The organism is Sphingomonas phoenicis (genome assembly GCF_047238005.1).
Taxonomy (GTDB): domain Bacteria; phylum Pseudomonadota; class Alphaproteobacteria; order Sphingomonadales; family Sphingomonadaceae; genus Sphingomonas.
Map to the genome: position 1 here is coordinate 1,692,593 of NZ_JBDFMC010000002.1, position 18,491 is coordinate 1,711,083.

12 protein-coding genes and 1 tRNA gene are annotated in these 18,491 nt (G+C 67.0%); 5 read left to right on the top strand and 8 right to left on the bottom strand.

Going from position 1 to position 18,491, the window contains the following annotated elements:
- The first annotated feature begins 39 nt into the window (after positions 1-39).
- Together pepN and ABC319_RS09335 are read left to right on the top strand one after the other, a co-directional pair.
- Positions 40-2,637 carry an aminopeptidase N gene (pepN, locus tag ABC319_RS09330; protein ID WP_413069955.1) on the top strand — a complete coding sequence of 866 codons (2,598 nt, stop codon included), beginning with the start codon at positions 40-42 and terminating at the stop codon, positions 2,635-2,637.
- 367 nt (positions 2,638-3,004) lie between these two features.
- Positions 3,005-3,253 (top strand): hypothetical protein, encoded by a 249-nt coding sequence (locus ABC319_RS09335; RefSeq protein ID WP_413069956.1) that lies wholly within the window; start codon positions 3,005-3,007, stop codon positions 3,251-3,253.
- 279 nt (positions 3,254-3,532) lie between these two features.
- On the opposite strand, the gene ABC319_RS09340 is transcribed toward ABC319_RS09335, so the two are convergent.
- The 7 genes from ABC319_RS09340 to ABC319_RS09370 form a co-directional block, all read right to left on the bottom strand.
- Positions 3,533-3,868: a tRNA-binding protein gene (locus ABC319_RS09340; RefSeq protein ID WP_413069957.1), complete on the bottom strand. Its 336-nt coding sequence runs from the start codon at positions 3,866-3,868 to the stop codon at positions 3,533-3,535.
- A gap of 1 nt (position 3,869) precedes the next feature.
- Positions 3,870-4,541, bottom strand: a complete 672-nt coding sequence (locus tag ABC319_RS09345; protein ID WP_413069958.1) for a glutathione S-transferase family protein — start codon at positions 4,539-4,541, stop codon at positions 3,870-3,872.
- A 45-nt stretch (positions 4,542-4,586) separates the two neighbouring features.
- A complete protein-coding gene (gene gltB, locus ABC319_RS09350; RefSeq protein WP_413069959.1) occupies positions 4,587-9,092 on the bottom strand; it encodes a glutamate synthase large subunit in 4,506 nt (1,501 codons plus the stop codon).
- Positions 9,092-9,667, bottom strand: a complete 576-nt coding sequence (locus tag ABC319_RS09355) for a DUF2059 domain-containing protein (protein ID WP_413069960.1) — start codon at positions 9,665-9,667, stop codon at positions 9,092-9,094. Before ABC319_RS09355 ends, gltB begins: the two co-directional genes overlap by 1 nt.
- On the bottom strand, positions 9,664-11,106 hold the full coding sequence (locus ABC319_RS09360) for an NAD(P)-dependent oxidoreductase (protein WP_413069961.1): 1,443 nt from the start codon (positions 11,104-11,106) through the stop codon (positions 9,664-9,666). The genes ABC319_RS09355 and ABC319_RS09360 overlap by 4 nt, the downstream gene beginning before the upstream one ends.
- A gap of 143 nt (positions 11,107-11,249) precedes the next feature.
- A complete protein-coding gene (locus ABC319_RS09365; RefSeq protein ID WP_413069962.1) occupies positions 11,250-12,050 on the bottom strand; it encodes an undecaprenyl-diphosphate phosphatase in 801 nt (266 codons plus the stop codon).
- Between the two features lie 25 nt (positions 12,051-12,075).
- The gene (locus tag ABC319_RS09370; RefSeq protein WP_413069963.1) at positions 12,076-13,011 is read right to left on the bottom strand and encodes a complex I NDUFA9 subunit family protein; all 936 of its coding nucleotides are present in this window, start codon (positions 13,009-13,011) and stop codon (positions 12,076-12,078) included.
- Positions 13,012-13,112: 101 nt separating this feature from the next.
- On the opposite strand from ABC319_RS09370, the gene ABC319_RS09375 reads away from it, so the two are divergent.
- Together ABC319_RS09375 and ABC319_RS09380 are read left to right on the top strand one after the other, a co-directional pair.
- Positions 13,113-13,199, top strand: a tRNA-Leu gene (locus ABC319_RS09375).
- Positions 13,200-13,616: 417 nt separating this feature from the next.
- On the top strand, positions 13,617-15,359 hold the full coding sequence (locus tag ABC319_RS09380; protein ID WP_413069964.1) for a glycoside hydrolase family 9 protein: 1,743 nt from the start codon (positions 13,617-13,619) through the stop codon (positions 15,357-15,359).
- Positions 15,360-15,367: 8 nt separating this feature from the next.
- Here ABC319_RS09380 and ABC319_RS09385 read toward each other — a convergent pair whose 3' ends face one another.
- Positions 15,368-16,363, bottom strand: a complete 996-nt coding sequence (locus ABC319_RS09385; protein ID WP_413069965.1) for a glycosyl hydrolase — start codon at positions 16,361-16,363, stop codon at positions 15,368-15,370.
- A 148-nt stretch (positions 16,364-16,511) separates the two neighbouring features.
- Here ABC319_RS09385 and ABC319_RS09390 point away from each other — a divergent pair, with 148 nt between their 5' ends.
- Positions 16,512-18,467: a glycoside hydrolase family 97 protein gene (locus ABC319_RS09390; RefSeq protein WP_413069966.1), complete on the top strand. Its 1,956-nt coding sequence runs from the start codon at positions 16,512-16,514 to the stop codon at positions 18,465-18,467.
- The last annotated feature ends 24 nt before the right edge of the window (positions 18,468-18,491 follow it).

The window sequence follows — 18,491 nt, forward strand, 5'->3', positions numbered from 1 at the left end:
AGCGGTGGAACAAGCAACCGTCTCGGCTATATTCAGCACATGGACATCCAGCAGAGCCTCGCCCAGACGCCCGCCGTTACCCTGCGCGGGGATTATCGCCCGCCGGCGTGGCTGGTGCCCGAAACGCGGCTGGACGTCGATCTCGACCCTGCCGCCACCCGCGTCCGCGCCACCCTGTCGGTCACGCGCAACGGCGCCCATGCCGAGCCGCTGCGCCTCGACGGCGCCGGTCAGGAACCGCTGTCGGTGACGGTCGACGGCGCGCAGGTGAACGACTGGCGGATCGAGGGCGAACAGCTGGTCATCCCCCTGTCCGGCGACGCGCACACCGTCGGGACGGAGGTGACGATCGCGCCCGATCGCAACACCCAGCTGATGGGGCTCTATGCCTCGGGCGGGAACCTGTGCACCCAGTGCGAGGCGGAGGGTTTCCGCCGCATCACCTTCTTCCCGGATCGCCCCGACGTGCTCAGCCGCTACCGCGTGCGGATGACCGCGGACAAGGCGCGCTTCCCCGTCCTCCTCGCCAACGGCGATCCGGTCGATCGCGGCGACCTGGACGATGGCCGCCATTGGGCGGAGTGGAACGATCCCTTTCCCAAGCCCTCCTATCTCTTCGCGCTGGTCGCGGGCGATCTGGCGGTCAATCGCGGTACCTTCACCACCCGGTCGGGCCGGCAGGTTCAGCTGGGCATCTGGGTCCGCGCCGCCGACCTGTCGCGCACCGACCACGCGCTCCACGCGCTGAAGCTGTCGATGGCGTGGGACGAGCGCGTCTATGGCCGCGAATACGACCTCGACGTGTTCAACATCGTCGCGGTCGACGATTTCAATTTCGGCGCGATGGAGAACAAGGGGCTGAACATCTTCAACAGCCGCTACATCCTCGCCGATCCTGATACTGCCACCGACTATGATTACGACGGCATCGCCGCAGTCGTCGCGCACGAATATTTCCACAACTGGTCGGGCAACCGCATCACCTGCCGCGACTGGTTCCAGCTGTCGCTGAAGGAGGGGTTCACCGTCTATCGCGATCAGGGCTTCTCCGCCGATCAGGGATCGCCCGCGGTCAAGCGGATCGAGGATGTCCGCTCGCTGCGGGCGGCGCAGTTCCCGGAGGATGCCGGCCCCCTCGCCCATCCGGTCCGCCCCGATGCGTATCAGGAGATCAGCAACTTCTACACCGCCACCATCTACAACAAGGGGGCGGAGCTGATCCGGATGATGGCGACCATCGTGGGCCCGACCGCCTTTCGCGCCGCGACCGACCTCTATTTCACCCGGTTCGACGGGACGGCCGCCACCTGCGAGGATTTCGTCGCCTGCATGGAAGAGGCGTCGGGCCAGGATCTGGCGCAGTTCCGCCTCTGGTACGGGCAGGCCGGCACCCCGCGCGTTTCGGCCAGCATCGATCATGCGGCCGGTGGCGGCCGCGCCACGCTGCGCCTGGCCCAGCGCGTCCCGGCGACCCCGGGTCAGCCCGACAAGCAGCCGATGGTCCTCCCGCTGAAGATCCGCCTGTTCGGCGCGGAGACCGGCCGCGCGCTGACCGACGAACGATTGGTCCTGCTCGACCAGCCGGCCGAGACGGTGACGTTCGAGGCGATTACGGAACGCCCGGTGCTGTCGATCAATCGCGGCTTCTCCGCCCCGGTCGTGATCGAGAGCGATCGCAGCGCCGCCGATCTCGCCTTCCTGTCCGCGCATGACGACGATCCCTTCGCCCGGTACGAGGCGATGCAGCAACTGATGCTCGACACGCTGGTCGCCGGCGCGATCGAGGGGGCGGCGGATCACGCCGCGGTGGTCGCCGCCATCCTCCACACGCTGGAGGATCCGGGCCTCGACCATGCCTTCCTCGCAGAGGCGGTGCTGCTGCCGTCGGAGGGGTTCATCGGCGACCAGCTGGCGGTCGTCGATCCGGAGGCGGTGCACCGCGCGCGTGAGGCGCTGCGCCGGGACATCGGGCGCGAGCTGGCCGACAGCTGGCGCCAGCTGTATCTGGTGCTGCATCAGGGCGCCTACGCCTATACGCCGGAGGCGAAGGGCAAGCGTCGCCTGCGCGGCGTCGCACTCGGCTATACCGCCGCGGCTGGCGATCCCGAAACCGGCGCGCTCGCCTTCCGCCAGTTCGAGGCGGCCGACAACATGACCGACCGGATGGCCGCCATGACGACGCTGGCCAATGGCGACTATCCCGAGCGCGAGGCGGCGCTCGACATCTTCTACAACCGTTACGCCGACAATCCGCTGGTGCTGGACAAGTGGTTCCAGACCCAGGCGCTGTCCAGCCGCGCGGACACCGCCGCGATCGTCGAGGAACTGGCGCGGCACCCGGATTTCTCGCTCGCCAACCCCAATCGCGCCCGCAGCCTGGTCGGGGCGTTCGGCGTCAACCAGCGCGCCTTCCACCAGCCCGACGGACGCGGTTACCGCTTCCTCGCCGACCAGCTGATCGCGCTCGACAGGCTCAATCCGCAGACCGCGGCCAAACTGCTTCCACCGCTCGGCCGCTGGCGCCGTTTCGACGAGAAGCGGTCGGCACAGATGCAGGCCGAACTGGAACGCATCGTCGCCACGCCCGCCCTGTCGAAGGACATGTTCGAACAGGCATCGAAGAGCCTGGAGGGATAGGCGCGCATCCACACTCCGGCCTTCGGCCGGGATCTTCCCACCTCCTGCGCAGCGGACGGACAGGGAGATGCACAGTCGCGCATGTAATGGCGGCGATGCGGCGCCGGTTCCTGTAAAATCGCCCCAGATCAGTGTCTTGACCGCCACCTCCGGCCGTACTTGACATCCATTCTGCCGTCGATAACCTCCCCGTCATGTCCGCACCTGCGACATATCGGCGCTTTCGCCACCACGCCGGCCAACTCGCCGCGCGCGGTTAGCCCGGGCTGGTCCGGCGCTCTGCCGGCCACGCCCGGGATCTTATTCGAACCATCCTGTCCGTTGCGCCTTGCGCATCGGCGACATCGAGTAAGCGAAGGCAGTCGACATGGAAGACATGACCGGATCGGCCGATCGGGCCGCCAACTATCCCGCGTTCAATACCCCGCAACCTGACGCATCGGCATCGCGGCGGCCGGGGGCCATCCACCCGGACGCTCCGTCGAACCCGCTGCCGGCGAACCCGGCCGCGGCCGCCCGGCGGGCGCTGGGCCGCGCCGTTCATCTCCGCCTGCTGCTCCTGATCGTGCTGCTGGGCGGGCCGTTGCTCGCCTTCTGCATCCTCGCCGGCCGCTGATCCGACGACGCCGACGCCGGCGGACGGGCCGGGGGTGCCGCTGTCCTACGCACCGCCCTCTGGCGTACAGAGGGGCGATGCGCTCGACCCCGCCTCCCTGCCCGTCCGCCGCGATCCCGCCGACGTTACGACAGCATGACTGTCGCAACATTCGGGCGTCGGCCGGCCGCAAGACGATATCGCCGCACCGCTGCCAACCTGTTGACGAGGCTGCGCTAACGCCTGCCGCCGCCTCGACGGCAACCGCGCACGACCGTAAACTTCCTCAACATTCGCGGCTCAGAACAGCCGTCCGCCGTCCGGCACCGGCACGCTCGGGCCGATCAGCACCACCTCGCCGTCCGCATCGGGAAATCCCAAGGTCAACACCTCCGACATCATCGGCCCGATCTGCCGGGGCGGGAAGTTGACGACGGCGGCGACCTGCCGGCCGACCAGCGTCTCGGGCGTGTAATGCGCGGTGATCTGCGCCGAGGATCGCTTGCGGCCAATATCGCCGCCGAAGTCGATCGTCAGCTTGATCGCCGGCTTGCGCGCTTCCGGGAACGGCTCGGCCGCTACGATCGTGCCGACGCGGATGTCGACCTTCAGGAAGTCGTCGAACGCGATCGTCACGTCAGAAATCCGGGTTGTCGTAATGGCTTGGCGGCCCGACCAGCTCCATCCGCTCGGCCAGCAGCGGGCGGAACGACGGCCGGCTCTTCAGCCCGCGATACCAGCGGGCGGTCTGCTCGTGCCCCTTCCAGTCGATTCCGCCCAGATAGTCGGCGACCGAGATGTGCGCCGCCGCGGTCAGGTCCGCCAGGCTCATCGTCGCGCCACCCAGCCACTGCCGGTGGTCGAGCAGGTAATCGGTATAGTCCAGATGCCCGACCGCGCCCTTCATCGCCTCCCGCAACGCCCGCGCGTCGGGCGTCGCGCGCTGCGCGATCCGCTTCACCAGCCGCTCGTGCAGCAACGGCCCCGTCACGTCGCGAAAGAACTGCGAATCGAACCACGTCACCAGCCGCCGGATCTCGGCACGGTTGGTCGCGGTGCCGTTGATCATCGCCGCCTTGTCGACGGTCTCCTCGAAATATTCCGCGATCGCCTGCGAATCGATCAGCAGGATGCCGCGATCCGGGTCGACCATCACCGGCGTCTGCGCCGCCGGGTTCATGTCGACGAACTCGTCGCGCCGCGTCCACGGCGATTCGCGCACCAGTTCGTACCCGACGCCCTTCTCGCCCAAAAGGAGGCGGACCTTCCGGCTGAACGGACAAATCGGAAACTGGTACAACTGCCACATGCCTGCCTCTGTAGGCGGACCCGCGGCATTGTTCCAAGTGGCGATCTACTCCGCCGCCTCGGCCCGGTCGTCCAGCGGATGGGCCAGGCGGGTCAGCATCTCCTTGGGCACCACCTGCCAGAAATGGCCCGCGACCCGGTCCCAGTCGTCCAGCAGCCCCTTCGACCATTTGCTGTCGGTCGCGGCCGCATGCTGGCTGATCAGCATGTACAGCTGGTTCTCCCAATGCTGGCTCGCCAGTCGCTGCCACACGATATTGTCGGGATTGGCCCGCCGCTCGAAACTGCCGTCACGGTCGTACACGAACGCCATGCCGCCGGTCATGCCCGCCCCGAAATTGGCGCCCACGCTGCCCAGCACCACCGCGGTGCCCCCGGTCATGTACTCGCAGCCGTTCGCGCCGCAGCCCTCGACCACCACGACCGCGCCCGAGTTGCGGACCGCGAAGCGCTCGCCCGCCTGCCCCGCCGCGAACAGCGTGCCGCTGGTCGCGCCGTACAGCACGGTGTTGCCGATGATCGTGTTGTCCTGGCTGGCGAGCGGCGACGACACCGCCGGGCGGACGACGATCTTGCCGCCCGACAGCCCCTTGCCGACATAATCGTTGGAGTCGCCGAACACCTCCAGCGTCACGCCCTTGCACAGGAACGCGCCCAGCGACTGGCCAGCCGACCCGCGCAGCCGGATCGTGACATGACCGTCCGCCAGCTTCGACATGCCGAACTTGCGCGTGATCTCGCTCGACAGCCGGGTGCCGACCGCGCGGTGGGTGTTGCGCACCGAATAGGTCAGCTGCATCTTCTCGCCCCGCGAGAAGACCGCCGCGGCGTCCTTGATGATCTGCGCGTCCAGGCTGTCCGGCACCTCGTTGCGGAACGTCGACAGGCTGAACCGACGCTCGGCGTCGGTCGCATCGACCTTGGCCAGGATCGGGTTCAGGTCGAGATCGTCGAGATGCTCGGCGCCGCGGCTCACCTGCCGCAGGAATTCGGTCCGCCCGATCACCTCGTCCAGCGACTTGCAGCCCAGCCGTGCCAGGATGTCGCGCACCTCCTCGGCGATGAAGGTCATCAGGTTGATGACCTTCTCGGGCGTGCCGGTGAACTTGGCACGCAGCCGCTCGTCCTGCACGCACACGCCGACCGGGCAGGTGTTCGAATGGCACTGGCGCACCATGATGCATCCCATTGCCACGAGGCTCAGCGTACCGATGCCGAACTCCTCCGCGCCCAGGATCGCCGCGATCACGATGTCGCGCCCGGTCTTCAGCCCGCCGTCCGCGCGCAGGCGGATACGCCCGCGCAGGCCGTTCAGCGTCAGCGTCTGGTTGACCTCCGACAGCCCCATCTCCCACGGCGTGCCGGCATATTTGATGCTGGTCTGCGGGGAGGCGCCGGTGCCGCCGACATGGCCGGACACCAGAATGACGTCGGCATGCGCCTTCGCCACGCCCGCCGCCACCGTGCCGATCCCGGCCGACGAAACGAGCTTCACGCACACCCGCGCGCGCGGATTGATCTGCTTACAGTCGTAGATGAGCTGGGCCAGATCCTCGATCGAATAGATGTCGTGGTGCGGCGGCGGGCTGATCAGCATCACCCCCGGCGTCGCGTGGCGCAGGCGCGCGATGAACTCGGTCACCTTGAACCCGGGCAACTGCCCGCCCTCGCCGGGCTTGGCACCCTGCGCGACCTTGATCTCGATCTCCTCGCAGGCGTTCAGATATTCGGCGGTCACGCCGAACCGGCCGCTCGCGATCTGCTTGACGCCCGAATTGGCGTTGTCGCCATTGTCGTACGGGGTGTAGCGCGCCTTGTCCTCGCCACCCTCACCCGACACCGCCTTGGCGCCGATGCGGTTCATCGCGATCGCCAGCGTCTCGTGCGCCTCCGGCGACAGCGCGCCCAGCGACATGCCCGGCGTCACGAAGCGCTTGCGGATCTCGGTGATCGCCTCGACCTGGTCGATCGGCACGCCTTCGCCGGGAAAGTTGAACTGCAGCAGGTCGCGCAGATAGACCGGCGGCAGGTCGGCGACGCCGCGGCTGAACTGCAGGTAGCTGGAATAGCTGTCGGTCGCGACCGCGGTCTGGAGCAGATGCATCAGCTGCGCCGAATAGGCGTGCGTCTCGCCGCCGTTCCGCTGGCGATAGAAGCCGCCGATCGGCAACGTCGCAACGCCGCTGTCGAACGCCGCCTCGTGCCGGACGATCGCGGAGTAATGCAGCGAGTTGTATCCCTCGCCCGAAATCTTGGCGGGCATGCCGGGGAACAGGTCGTTGACCAGCGCGCGGCTGAGCCCGACCGCCTCGAAATTATATCCGCCGCGATAGGACGAGATGACGGCGATGCCCATCTTCGAGATGATCTTGAGCAAGCCCTCCTCGACGGCGGTGCGATGGCGCAGCAGGCACTGATCGATCGTCAGGTCGCCGAACAGCCCGCGGGCGTGGCGGTCGGCGATCGCCGCCTCCGCCAGATAGGCGTTCACCGTCGTCGCACCGACGCCGATCAGCACGGCATAGTAGTGCGTGTCGAGGCACTCGGCGGTGCGCACGTTGATCGATGCGTAGGAGCGCAATCCCCGGCGCACGAGATGCGTGTGCACCGCCGCCGCCGCCAGCACGCCGGCGATCGCCACCCGATCTTCCGACACATGCTCGTCGGTCAGGAACAGCTCGGACCGGCCCTCGCGCACCGCCTGCTCGGCCTGATTGCGGATCCGCTGGATGGCCGCCCGCAGCTTTTCCGGACCGCCATCGACCTCGAACGTGCAGTCGATCTCTGCCGCCGAACGGCCGAAATGCGCCTTCAGCCGTGCCCAGGCCTCGCCGGTCAGCACCGGCGAATCGAGCACCAGCACCTTCTCGCGCTGATCGCGCACGTCCAGGATGTTGGCGAGATTGCCGAACCGCGTCTTCAGCGACATGACGTGCCGCTCGCGCAGGCTGTCGATCGGCGGGTTCGTCACCTGCGAGAAGTTCTGGCGGAAGAACTGGCTGATCAGGCGTGGCTTGTCGGATATCACCGCCAGCGGCGTGTCGTCGCCCATCGATCCGATCGCTTCCTTGGCGCCGTCGACCATCGGCGCCAGGATCAGCTCCATGTCTTCCAGCGTCTGCCCAGCCGCGACCTGCCGCCGCGCCAGCTCGGCGCGGGGATAGCGGACGACAGCCTCGTCGGACGGATGCGGCAGGTCCTTCAGCGTCAGGAACTCGCCGGTCATCGCGGCATAGTCCTGCTCGCCCGCGATCCGGTCCTTGATCGCCCGGTCCTCGAGCACGATGCCCTGTTCCAGGTCGACGGCGATCATCTGCCCCGGCCCCAGCCGGCCCTTCGCAACGACCGTGCTCTCGGGCACCACGACCATCCCGCTCTCCGATCCGACGATCAGCAGGCCATCGTTGGTGCGGGTGTACCGCAGCGGGCGCAGTGCGTTGCGATCCATGCCGGCCACCGCCCAGCGGCCGTCGGTCATCGCCAGCGCCGCCGGTCCGTCCCACGGCTCCATGACGCTTGCGAGATAGCGATACATCGCCTGGTGACTCTCCGGCGAGTCGCCGCGCTCGTCCAGCGCCTCGGGCACCAGCATCAGCTTGGCCGTCGGCGCGTCCCGGCCGGAGCGGCAGATCGCCTCGAACACCGCGTCGAGTGCCGCCGTGTCGGACGCACCGGCGGGGATCACCGGCTTGATGTCCTCGGAATTGTCGCCGAACGCGATCGAGGCCATCCGGATCTCGTGGCTGAGCATCCAGTTCTTGTTGCCGCGGATCGTGTTGACCTCGCCGTTGTGGGCCAGACAGCGGAACGGCTGCGCCAGCCACCATTGCGGAAAGGTGTTGGTGGAATAACGCTGGTGGAAGATCGCGACACGGCTTTCGAAACGCTGGTCGGTCAGGTCCGGGTAGAAGACCGACAGGCTCTCCGCCAGGAACAGCCCCTTGTAGACGATCGAGCGAGCCGACAGCGAACAGATGTAGAAGCCGCTGATCTGCGCGGCGATCACCCGCTTCTCGATCCGGCGACGCACCAGATACAGGTTCTTCTCGAACTCCGCCTCGTCCATCTCTTCCGGCAGCGGGCCGGCGATCATGATCTGCTCGATCTCCGGCCGGGTCGCCTGCGCCTTCATCCCGATGACCGACACGTCGACGGGCACCTGCCGCCAGCCATAGATGGTATAGCCCGCCTCGATGATCACGGACTCGACGATCGTCCGGCAATCCTCCTGTGCGCCCAGGTCGGTTCGCGGCAGGAATACCATGCCGACCGCCAGCCGGTTGGTGCGGACCTTGTGCCCCGACGCCGCGATCGCATCGTCGAAGAAGCGGTGCGGCAGGTCGAGATGGATGCCGGCGCCGTCGCCGGTCTTGCCGTCGGCGTCGACGGCACCGCGATGCCACACTGCCTTCAGCGCATCGACGGCGGACTGGACGACGCGGCGCGACGGCTTGCCATCGGTCGCCGCGACCAGGCCCACGCCGCAGGCGTCGCCCTCGAAATCGGGCCGGTACATGCCATGCTCGGCGAGATAGGCGCGCTGGTCGGTCATCACTTCTTCTCACCTTGCTGTATGGCGGCGATCTCCTTGCCGAAGGACGCGGCGTCCTCCTGAACATGGCTCATCGCATTGGCCATCATCGTGCGCTGCCAGCCCGCGACGTCGGGATCGGCCATGATCGTCATCGACGCCTGCATGTAAGCACTGCCCGTCGGCGTCCGGAAGAATCGCTCGATGTCGCCCAGCTGCACGACGTCGAACCGGCGGGCATAGGCGCGGCTCATCGCCTCGATCATCCCCGGCAGCGACGTCTGCATCAGGGCGACGGTGCGAGCGTGCTGCTGTGCCATGAAGCGCTCGAAGGCGGCGGCGACGGCCGGGTTGTCGCCCATGGCACGGGTGAAGCTGGCATCTTGCGTCATCCCCTGCCGGATGTTGGCGAGCAGCGGCTCCATCATGCCCCGGATCATCTGATCGCGGGTAGCGGGCGGCATCAGGGTATCGAGCACCCGCCGGGCGGCAGCCAGTCGCGCAGGATCCGGCGCAGACACCGCCACGGCGGCAACCTGCGCCATAGCGGGCGCGGGCATGCAGGTGAGCGCAGCGGGAAGCAGCAGGCGGATCATGCCGCCATCTTCTCGGCCTTCGCCTTCACCTTCAGCCATCGGTGCATCGATGCGGCGACATCGCGGCCGTCGCGGATGGCCCACACCACCAGCGATGCACCGCGGACGATGTCGCCCGCCGCGAACACGCCGTCGAGCGAGGTCATCAGCGTCTTTCCGTCTACCAGCACCGTGCCCCAGCGGCTGACGCCCAGCTCGGGTGCGCCCCACAGCGTCGGCAGGTCCTCGGCATCGAATCCCAGCGCCTTGATGACCAGATCCGCCTGCAGCACCAGTTCGCCGCCGGGATCGATCTCTGGCGCCCGACGTCCGCTGGCGTCGGGCGCACCCAGCCGCATGCGACTGGCCCGCACCGACGATACCGCCCCGTCGCCATCGAACAACAGGGGCGCCGAGAGCCAGACGAACTCCGCGCCCTCTTCCTCGGCATTGGCGACTTCGCGCTGCGATCCCGGCATGTTGGCGCGGTCGCGGCGATACAGGCACTTGACCGACCGGGCACCCTGACGGATCGCGGTGCGGACACAGTCCATCGCCGTGTCGCCGCCGCCGATGACCACCACATCCTTGCCGGCCGCATCGAGCGAACCGTCGTCGAAGGCCGGCACGGCGTCACCGAACCCCTTGCGGTTAGAGGCGGTCAGGAAGTCGAGTGCGGGCACCACTCCACGCGTTTCGTTGCCGCCGACGTCGACCTGGCGCGCCTTGTAGACGCCCGTCGCGATCAAAATGCCGTCGTGACGCTGGCGCAGTTCGTCCAGCGTCGCTTGCTCACCCACCGCGAAGCCATAGTGGAAGTGGATGCCGGCATTCGCCAGCCGCTCGATCCGGCGCATCACCACCGGCTTCTCCAGCTTGAAGCCGGGGATGCCATAGGTCAGCAAGCCACCGGCGCGGTCGTGCCGATCATAGACATGGACGTCATAGCCGTGACCGCGCAGATACTCCGCCGCGGTCAGCCCGGCGGGTCCTGCCCCGATCACCCCAACCGACTGGCCTCGGGAAGGCCCGACCGCCACCGGCTCCACCCAGCCCTCGGCCCATGCAGTGTCGGTGATGAACTTCTCCACCGACCCGATGGTCACCGCGCCATGGCCGGAAAACTCGATGACGCAGTTGCCTTCGCACAGCCGATCCTGCGGGCAGATGCGGCCACAGATCTCCGGCATGGTAGAGGTGGCATTCGACAGCTCGTACGCCTCGCGCAGCCGTCCCTCGGCCGTCAGCCGCAGCCAGTCGGGAATATGGTTGTGCAGGGGACAATGGACCGAGCAATAGGGAACGCCGCACTGCGAACAGCGTGACGCCTGATCCTCGGCGGCAGGTACGGCATACCGGTCTGCAATCTCGCGGAAGTCCTGCGCGCGCAGATCCGCCTCGCGCTTCGCCGGGTAAACCTGCTGCTGCACCACGAACTTGAGCATCGGATCATCCGCCACGCCAGGCCTCCCGCTGTGAACGGATCATGCCTTACGGGGACAGCAGATTACTTCAAGTCAGCTTTACTAACCTAAATCAGCGAAGAATGGTGTACGCGACTGGGTTCTGGATCAAACCAACCGATAATGGGTAGCATTCGGACCTAACCGGCTCGCAGGAGCAAGAGGGCGGCAGTGCCCGCCGCAATACGGTACCATGCAAATGGGGCGAAGCCGTGCCGGGTGACCAGGGCCATGAAGCCTTTCACCACCGCCAACGCCACCACGAACGACACGACGAATCCCACACCCATCAACCGCAGTCCCGCGCCGGTGATCTGATCGTGATGCTTCGCCAGCTGGAGCACCGTCGCCCCCGTCAGGGTCGGCAACGCCAGAAAGAAACTGAACTCAGCGGCGGTTCGGCGATCGATCCCCAGCGACATCGCACCCATGATCGTCGCACCCGAACGGCTGACCCCGGGAATCATCGCGATACACTGGACCAGCCCGATCCTGATCGATTGGCCGGCAGACACGCCGGCGATGCCGCCCACATTCTGGGTCCTGGCGAGCCGCTCGACGATCAGGATCGCAACCCCGCCGACGATCAGCGCCCATGCGACCACCTGGGCGTTCTCCAGCAGCAGCTCGATACGGTCGTTGAACGCGAAGCCCAGCACCGCGGCGGGCAGGAAGGCGATCAGCAGGTTGCGGACGAACGCGATCGAGTTGGGCTCCCGCTTCATCAACCCGGTCAGCACCGCCATGAACGTACGCCAGTAGAGGACCACGATCGCCAGGATCGCGCCGGGTTGAATGGCGATGTTGAAGACAGCCCAGTCCGCCGCATTGAAGCCCAGCAACTCGGTAGCCAGCACCAGATGGCCCGTGGACGACACGGGCAGGAACTCCGTCACACCCTCGACGATCCCGAGGATGATGGCGGTCAGCAGATCGTTCATGTCGGTTTCCCGAACGGAGGGAGGGTCAGAGCGCCTGTTCGATCGAACGCCGGCCGAACCGGCCCTGCTTGCGGAACCGGACGAGATACTCGGGCGCGATGGCGGCCAGCGGCGTGGGCGCGATTCCCAGTGCCGCGACGCCTTCCGCGTCCGCCGACACCACGTTGTCGCGCTGAAGCATCAGCCACTGATCGCGACTGATCGGCGACAACGGCACGCTGGCCAGCAGCGAGCCGACCGCATCCGGCAGTTCGATGATCGACGGAGAGCGATCGATAGTGTCGGCGATGAAGCGGATCAGTTCACCCATCGAGATCACGTCCGGCCCGCCGAGTTCGAACGTCCGTCCGCCGAACTTGCCGGGGTCACCGGCCGCGGCAGCGATGGCGTCGCCGACATCGCCCGCGAAGATCGGCTGGAACTTCACCGGGGCGCGCAGCACCGGCACCACCGGGCTGGCCGCAACCATGCCGGCGAAGCGATTGACGAACGCATCCTCGCGTCCGAACACGATCGACGGACGCAGGATCGTCGCCTGCGGAAAGGCCGAACGTACGGCACGCTCCCCCTCGCCCTTGCTGCGGCCATAGGCGGAGGCGGCATCCGGATCGGCGCCGATCGCCGAGACATGCACCAGCGCCTCGACACCCGCCGCACTCGCCGCCTCGGCGACGATGCGCGCCCCGTCGACATGGACCCGCTGGAACGCTCCGGCGAGCACGCCGACCAGGTTGACGACGATGTCCGCGCCGGCGACGGCGCGCGCGATCGTGTCCGGCCGGGTCACATCGGCCGCCACGAACTGGGTCTGGCCTAGACCGCCCTGCGTCCGCAGGAACCAGGCGTGGCGTGGATCGCGCTGCGCCACGCGCAACCGCGCCCCGTCGCGCAGCAGCGCGCGGGCCGCATAGCGCCCGACGAACCCACCGCCTCCGATCAGCGTCACCAGCTTGTTCTTCATCACCCTCACATCCGGTAAAGCATCACGATATCGCCTTTGCCCCTCGAAACTTCCGTTGACAAGGCTCCTCCACGCCCCCTAAAGGCCGCCGCCTACCCCGTGCCCAGATGGCGGAATTGGTAGACGCACCAGCTTCAGGTGCTGGCGATCGCAAGGTCGTGGAGGTTCGAGTCCTCTTCTGGGCACCATTTTCCTGTTCCACGACATCCGAGAACCATCGACAAAATGGCGGAAAACCGCCATTCTTGCCTTGGTTCTGGTCGAGGACGTCCCGGTAGATTTCAGTCGATCCCGGCCCAAAGCGGGCCATGACATGGGCCATGATGGCCCGGGAAAATCTGATGGCCCGCGGGCCATCACGACGGGGGTGACGGGAGGCTTTCGACCACGACCGGACCGATATGTCTGGAGCAAGGGTCATGCCGCTGAGAGATCTGGAAATCTGCGCCCACTAGCGTTGCATTTAGGCTGACAGTGCCGCTGCCCGGCTTACCAGTTAGCCCTTTCAAGCTGACACCATCCCAAGCCGCCAGGTAGGCGCCGAAAGTATGGATCGGCGACAAGACGGTCGGCTAGACAGTTGCTTGTCGTTCATCGGAGTTGCCATGATCCTGCTCGCCACCTTGGCCGCCGCGGCCATAAACGTCGCCCAACTCGGCGCGCGACCGAGCGATCAGAAAATCGCCATCATCGCGGACTCAACGCCAACTCCGATCGACTGGTCGGTCACGGACGCGCGTGGGCAGATCGTCCTGCGTGGCCGGACCGCTGTTGTGGGCGACGACGCCGCATCAGGCGACCATGTCCATGTGGCGGACTTCAGCGCGCTGCGCCAATCGGGACAGTATCGGATCAAGGCAGGCGGTCTCGCAAGCGGACAGTTTCGCGTCGCCGAGCGAGTATTTGCCCCGCTAGGCCGGGCGGCACTCAATTTCTTCTATCAGCAGCGGGCGGGAACGCCGATCGATGCGCGCTGGTCCGGCGCCCAATGGGCGCGAGCAGCCGGTCATCCCGACGAACGGGCGACATGCTTCGCCGGCGTCGACGAGAAGGGCAATCGGTGGCCAGGCTGCGACTATACGCTGGACGTGACCGGTGGCTGGTACGACGCCGGCGACCACGGGAAATATGTCGTCAATGCCGGCATCGCGGTGTGGACGCTGCAGAATCTGTACGAGACGGCGATCGCACGCCGGCTGTTCGCCGATGGACAGGCCAGCCTGCCCGAGGCGGGCAACGGCATTGACGACCTGCTCGACGAAGCGCGCTGGGAAGTCGAGTGGATGTTGCGGATGCAGTTGCCCGCCGGAACGCGCCTGGCGCTGCCGGTCGGGGCGCAGGACATGGAAGGCCGGCTGACGCTGACCACCGTCGATGCCGGCGGGATGGTACATCACAAGGTCGCCGACCGGAACTGGACCAAGCTGCCGACGGTACCAGCCGAGGACCGCGAGACCCGGCTGCTGTATCCGCCGTCGACCGCCGCCACGCTGAACCTTGCCGCCGTCGCTGCACAGGCGGCGCGGCTGTGGCGGACGATCGATCCCGCGTTCGCCGCCCGCTGTCGTGACGCGGCACGGCGGGCGTGGGACGCCGCGCAGCGCAACCCCGCCATTCTCGCGCCGCAGACGTTCACGGGCAGCGGCGGATACGGCGATGCGGCACTGGCCGACGAGCGCGGCTGGGCAGCGGCCGAGTTGTTCGCGACAACGGGTGACGCGCGCTATCGTGCGATGCTTCCCACCGGCGACGTTGACGCGCCGAACTGGGGCGATGTCGGGACGCTAGGTACGATCACGCTGGCGACGGCGGCCACTGTGCCCGGCGACATCCGGCGGAGCGCACGGGCAAGTATCGTGGCTGCCGCCGACCGCTTCCTGGGGGAGCGAGCGCGCTCCGGCTATCGGCTGCCCTATGCGTCGACCCGCTATGAGTGGGGATCAAGCTCGGTTGTGCTGAACCGTGGCATGATCCTGGGTCTGGCCGAGCGCTTCACCGGCGATCGGCGGTACCGTTACGGCGCGGTGGACGCGATGGACTATATTCTGGGCCGCAACCCGCTTGGACAGTCATACGTGTCAGGCATGGGCTGGAAGTCGTTGCGCAATCCCCATCACCGATTCTGGGCGCATCAACTGGACGCCTCCCTGCCGGGGCCACCGCCCGGCGCGCTATCCGGTGGCCCCAACAACACCGCCATGGCGGACCCGATCGCCCGGCGCTTGCGCGGCACATGCGCGCCGCAGCGGTGTTGGGTGAACGACGCCAATGCCTATGCACTGAACGAAGTCGCGATAAATTGGAACGCGCCACTCGTCTGGGTCGCCGCCTATCTCGACGCTGACTGACGCTGGGGTCAGAGGCGCGGCAACTCGTCTTTGGTCAGATAGCGTTCGGACCGGTAATAGGCGCGCAGCTGGTCGCGCGTGTTCTGGGCCGGGTCGGTGAGCCAGCGGGTGTGCCAGGTCATGAACCACAGCCAGTCGGCGTCCGGTCCCAGCGTCGCCGGATCAGGAATGGAGCCATTCTCGTGCAGGCAGATCGGCAGCGTGTCGCCGACGATCGCCTTCACCTGTCCGAACATCGGCGCCAGATTGCCGTGATCCTGAACGTAGATGTCTGCCCCGGCGATATCCACCTGCCCGGCGCCGGGATAATAGGCGGCATCGACATTCTGTCCCGCCCAGCCCAGCACCCATAGCAGGTTGTTCAGTCCCCGTTCGCGCACATAGTAATCGTACATCAGCCGCCACAGCCGCTTGAAGCCGTCGGGGCCGTGCTTACCCCACCAGAACCAGGTGCCGCTGAACTCGTGGAACGGCCGCCACAATACCGGCACCCGCCGGTCGCGCAGCACGGTCAACAGGTCGCCGACATGCGCCATCTGCCGCATCATCGCGACGTTCTGCGTCGTACCGGGCGTCAAGGCGCGCGCGACGTCGAAATCCTTCTTCGAGTTTTCGTAGCCGGTTCCGATGTCCGGTGCGCCCCAGTGCCAGCACAGGCTGACAACGCCGCCCTCACGATGCCAGGCAGTCGCGCGATCGTTGACCCCCACCTCGTCGTCGGGATCGATATAGTCTAGCCCCAGGATTGCCGGCGCCATTCCCGTCGCCTCGCGGATGTAGTCGACTTCGCGCGGTTTGCCGTTCGGCGCACGCGGTATTTCCTGCTGCCCGGTTAGCGTTCGCCGGCCGTAGATCGACCATAGATAGGCGAGCAGCGCCCTTGCCTCACGCGAGGCGCGGGCGTTGCACGGCGGGCGCGATTGCGAACGCGCGGCGATGCCGGCGCGCGGCGCCATTCCCAACAGCGCAGCGGCAGCCAAGGTTTCGCGCCGATTCAGCATCATGCATCCACTCCCAACCGTCTTCCGCCTTGTTCACCTATGCCGAGAGTGACAACCGCACCGGCACCCAGTCAACAATTCATCTTTCAATTTTGTTTTATCTCAGCGCTGTGCTTCAAGGCGACGAAACAAGGGCATGGGGGCAAAGCGGATGCGGTGGTCGACGATGATGGTGGCGCTGGCGACCAACGTAGCGACGCCGGCGGCGGCCCAGCGCGTCAGCTCACCGGATGGCCGCCTTACCGTGACACTGGGTTCCAATGCGGCCGACCAGCCGACCTATACCCTATCGGCTGATGGAACGGTGATCATTGCTCCATCGGTATTCGGGCTAGAATTCGAGCGCTATGCCAAGCTGGCGAACGGCCTGCGCGCGACGAAGGTCGATGCGACGCGGGGCGAGGATCGTTACCGGCTGCCTGCCGGCAAGGTCGCGCAGGTGGCCGAGCGATACAACCAGATCGTCGTCCATTTCGCGGAGAAGGACGGCGCACACCGTCGCCTGGACATCATCCTGCGCGCCTATAACACCGGCATCGCCTTTCGGTACGCCGTGCCGCAACAGCCCGAGCTGCCCCGCCTGCGGCTCGCCAACGAACTGACCCAGTTCGCGATGCCGGCCGATTATGCCTGCACCGGGCTGAACCTCGGCAGCTTCGGCACCAGCCACGAGGGCGAGTATGATCCCGTCCGACTGTCGGCGATCCGTCCACACAATCTCTACGAGGTGCCGCTGGTCTGCGAGACTGGGGCGACCGGTCCGACGATCGCGATCGCGGAGGCGGCGGTGGAAGACTGGCCGGCCATGTACCTGACCGGCATGGAAACGGGCGCGCTCGGAACCGCGGTGCGGCTGACCCGTCGTCCCGACGATCCTGCGGTTGCCGTCGTGCTCGACGTCGGCCGCGGCGTCGTATCGCCGTGGCGCGTGATCATGGTCGCCGACCAGCCCGGACGCCTGATCGAGAACACACTGCTAACCAGCCTGAACCCAGCCCCCAAGGGCGACTTCGCCTGGGTGAAGCCGGGGAAGACCGCATGGGATTGGTGGTCGGGGCCGCTGCTGCAGGGCGTCCCCGTCGCCGGATCGAACGACCCAACGCAAAAGGCCTTTATTGACTTCGCCGCCTCGCTGAAGCTGCCCTATGCGATGGTCGACGAGGGTTGGTACGTGAACAGCGGCGGCGGAGGGACCCTATACCCCGGTGCCGATGCGACGCGGACGGTGCCCAGCATCGATCTGCCCGGTCTGGTCGCCTATGGCAGGCAGCGCGGCGTCGGGCTGATCGTCTGGGTCCACTGGGCGCTGCTCGACCGCGACATGGATCGCATTCTGCCGTTCCTCGCGCAGAACGGCGTCAAGGGAATCAAGGTCGATTTCATGAACCGCGACGATCAGGCAATGATCGGCTTCTACCATCGATTGGCTGCGGCGACGGCGCGCCACCACCTGCTGCTCGACCTGCACGGCGCCACCCACCCCTGGGGCATGACGCGAACCTGGCCGCACTTCCTGACCCAGGAGGGCGTGCTGGGTGCCGAGTACAACAAATGGACGGCGCGGATCACCGCACGCCACAACGTCACGCTCGCCTATACCCGCATGCTGGCCGGCCCGATGGATTATACGCCGGGCGCGTACCGCAACCGCACGCCCGAGACCTTCGCGATCACCGCCACCGGGCCGCAGGTGCAGACCACGCGCGCAGCGGAACTGGCGAAGTACGTGGTCTACGAGAGCCCGCTGCAATCGGTCGCCGATACGCCCGATGCGTATCGCGGCCAGCCGGGACTCGATTTCCTGGCCGCCGTGCCTGCGTCCTGGCACGAGACCCGCTTCCTTCGGGGCCGATTGGGAGAGGACGTCGTGATCGCCCGCCGTCGCGGCACGACCTGGTTCGTCGGGGCGATGACTGTCGCTGCCCGGACGGTCGTACTGCCGCTCACCTTTCTGGGAGGGGGGCGCTTCACCGTGCGGATGTGGCAGGACGGCACCGCGCCGACCGACCTGGCCATCAGCGCCCGCGAGGTGACGCGCGCCGACAGCGTGACGCTATCCCTTGCCGCATCGGGTGGCGCAGCGGTCATGATAGAGCCTGCTCGATAAATCGACGGATTGCCCGATAACGAG

Coding starts and splice junctions, on each gene's coding strand:
- pepN (WP_413069955.1), top strand. CDS start 40: ATGGACATCCAGCAGAGCCTCGCCCAGACGCCCGCCGTTACCCTGCGC.
- ABC319_RS09335 (WP_413069956.1), top strand. CDS start 3,005: ATGGAAGACATGACCGGATCGGCCGATCGGGCCGCCAACTATCCCGCG.
- ABC319_RS09345 (WP_413069958.1), bottom strand. CDS start 4,541: ATGTGGCAGTTGTACCAGTTTCCGATTTGTCCGTTCAGCCGGAAGGTC.
- gltB (WP_413069959.1), bottom strand. CDS start 9,092: ATGACCGACCAGCGCGCCTATCTCGCCGAGCATGGCATGTACCGGCCC.
- ABC319_RS09355 (WP_413069960.1), bottom strand. CDS start 9,667: ATGATCCGCCTGCTGCTTCCCGCTGCGCTCACCTGCATGCCCGCGCCC.
- ABC319_RS09365 (WP_413069962.1), bottom strand. CDS start 12,050: ATGAACGATCTGCTGACCGCCATCATCCTCGGGATCGTCGAGGGTGTG.
- ABC319_RS09370 (WP_413069963.1), bottom strand. CDS start 13,011: ATGAAGAACAAGCTGGTGACGCTGATCGGAGGCGGTGGGTTCGTCGGG.
- ABC319_RS09380 (WP_413069964.1), top strand. CDS start 13,617: ATGATCCTGCTCGCCACCTTGGCCGCCGCGGCCATAAACGTCGCCCAA.
- ABC319_RS09385 (WP_413069965.1), bottom strand. CDS start 16,363: ATGATGCTGAATCGGCGCGAAACCTTGGCTGCCGCTGCGCTGTTGGGA.
- ABC319_RS09390 (WP_413069966.1), top strand. CDS start 16,512: ATGCGGTGGTCGACGATGATGGTGGCGCTGGCGACCAACGTAGCGACG.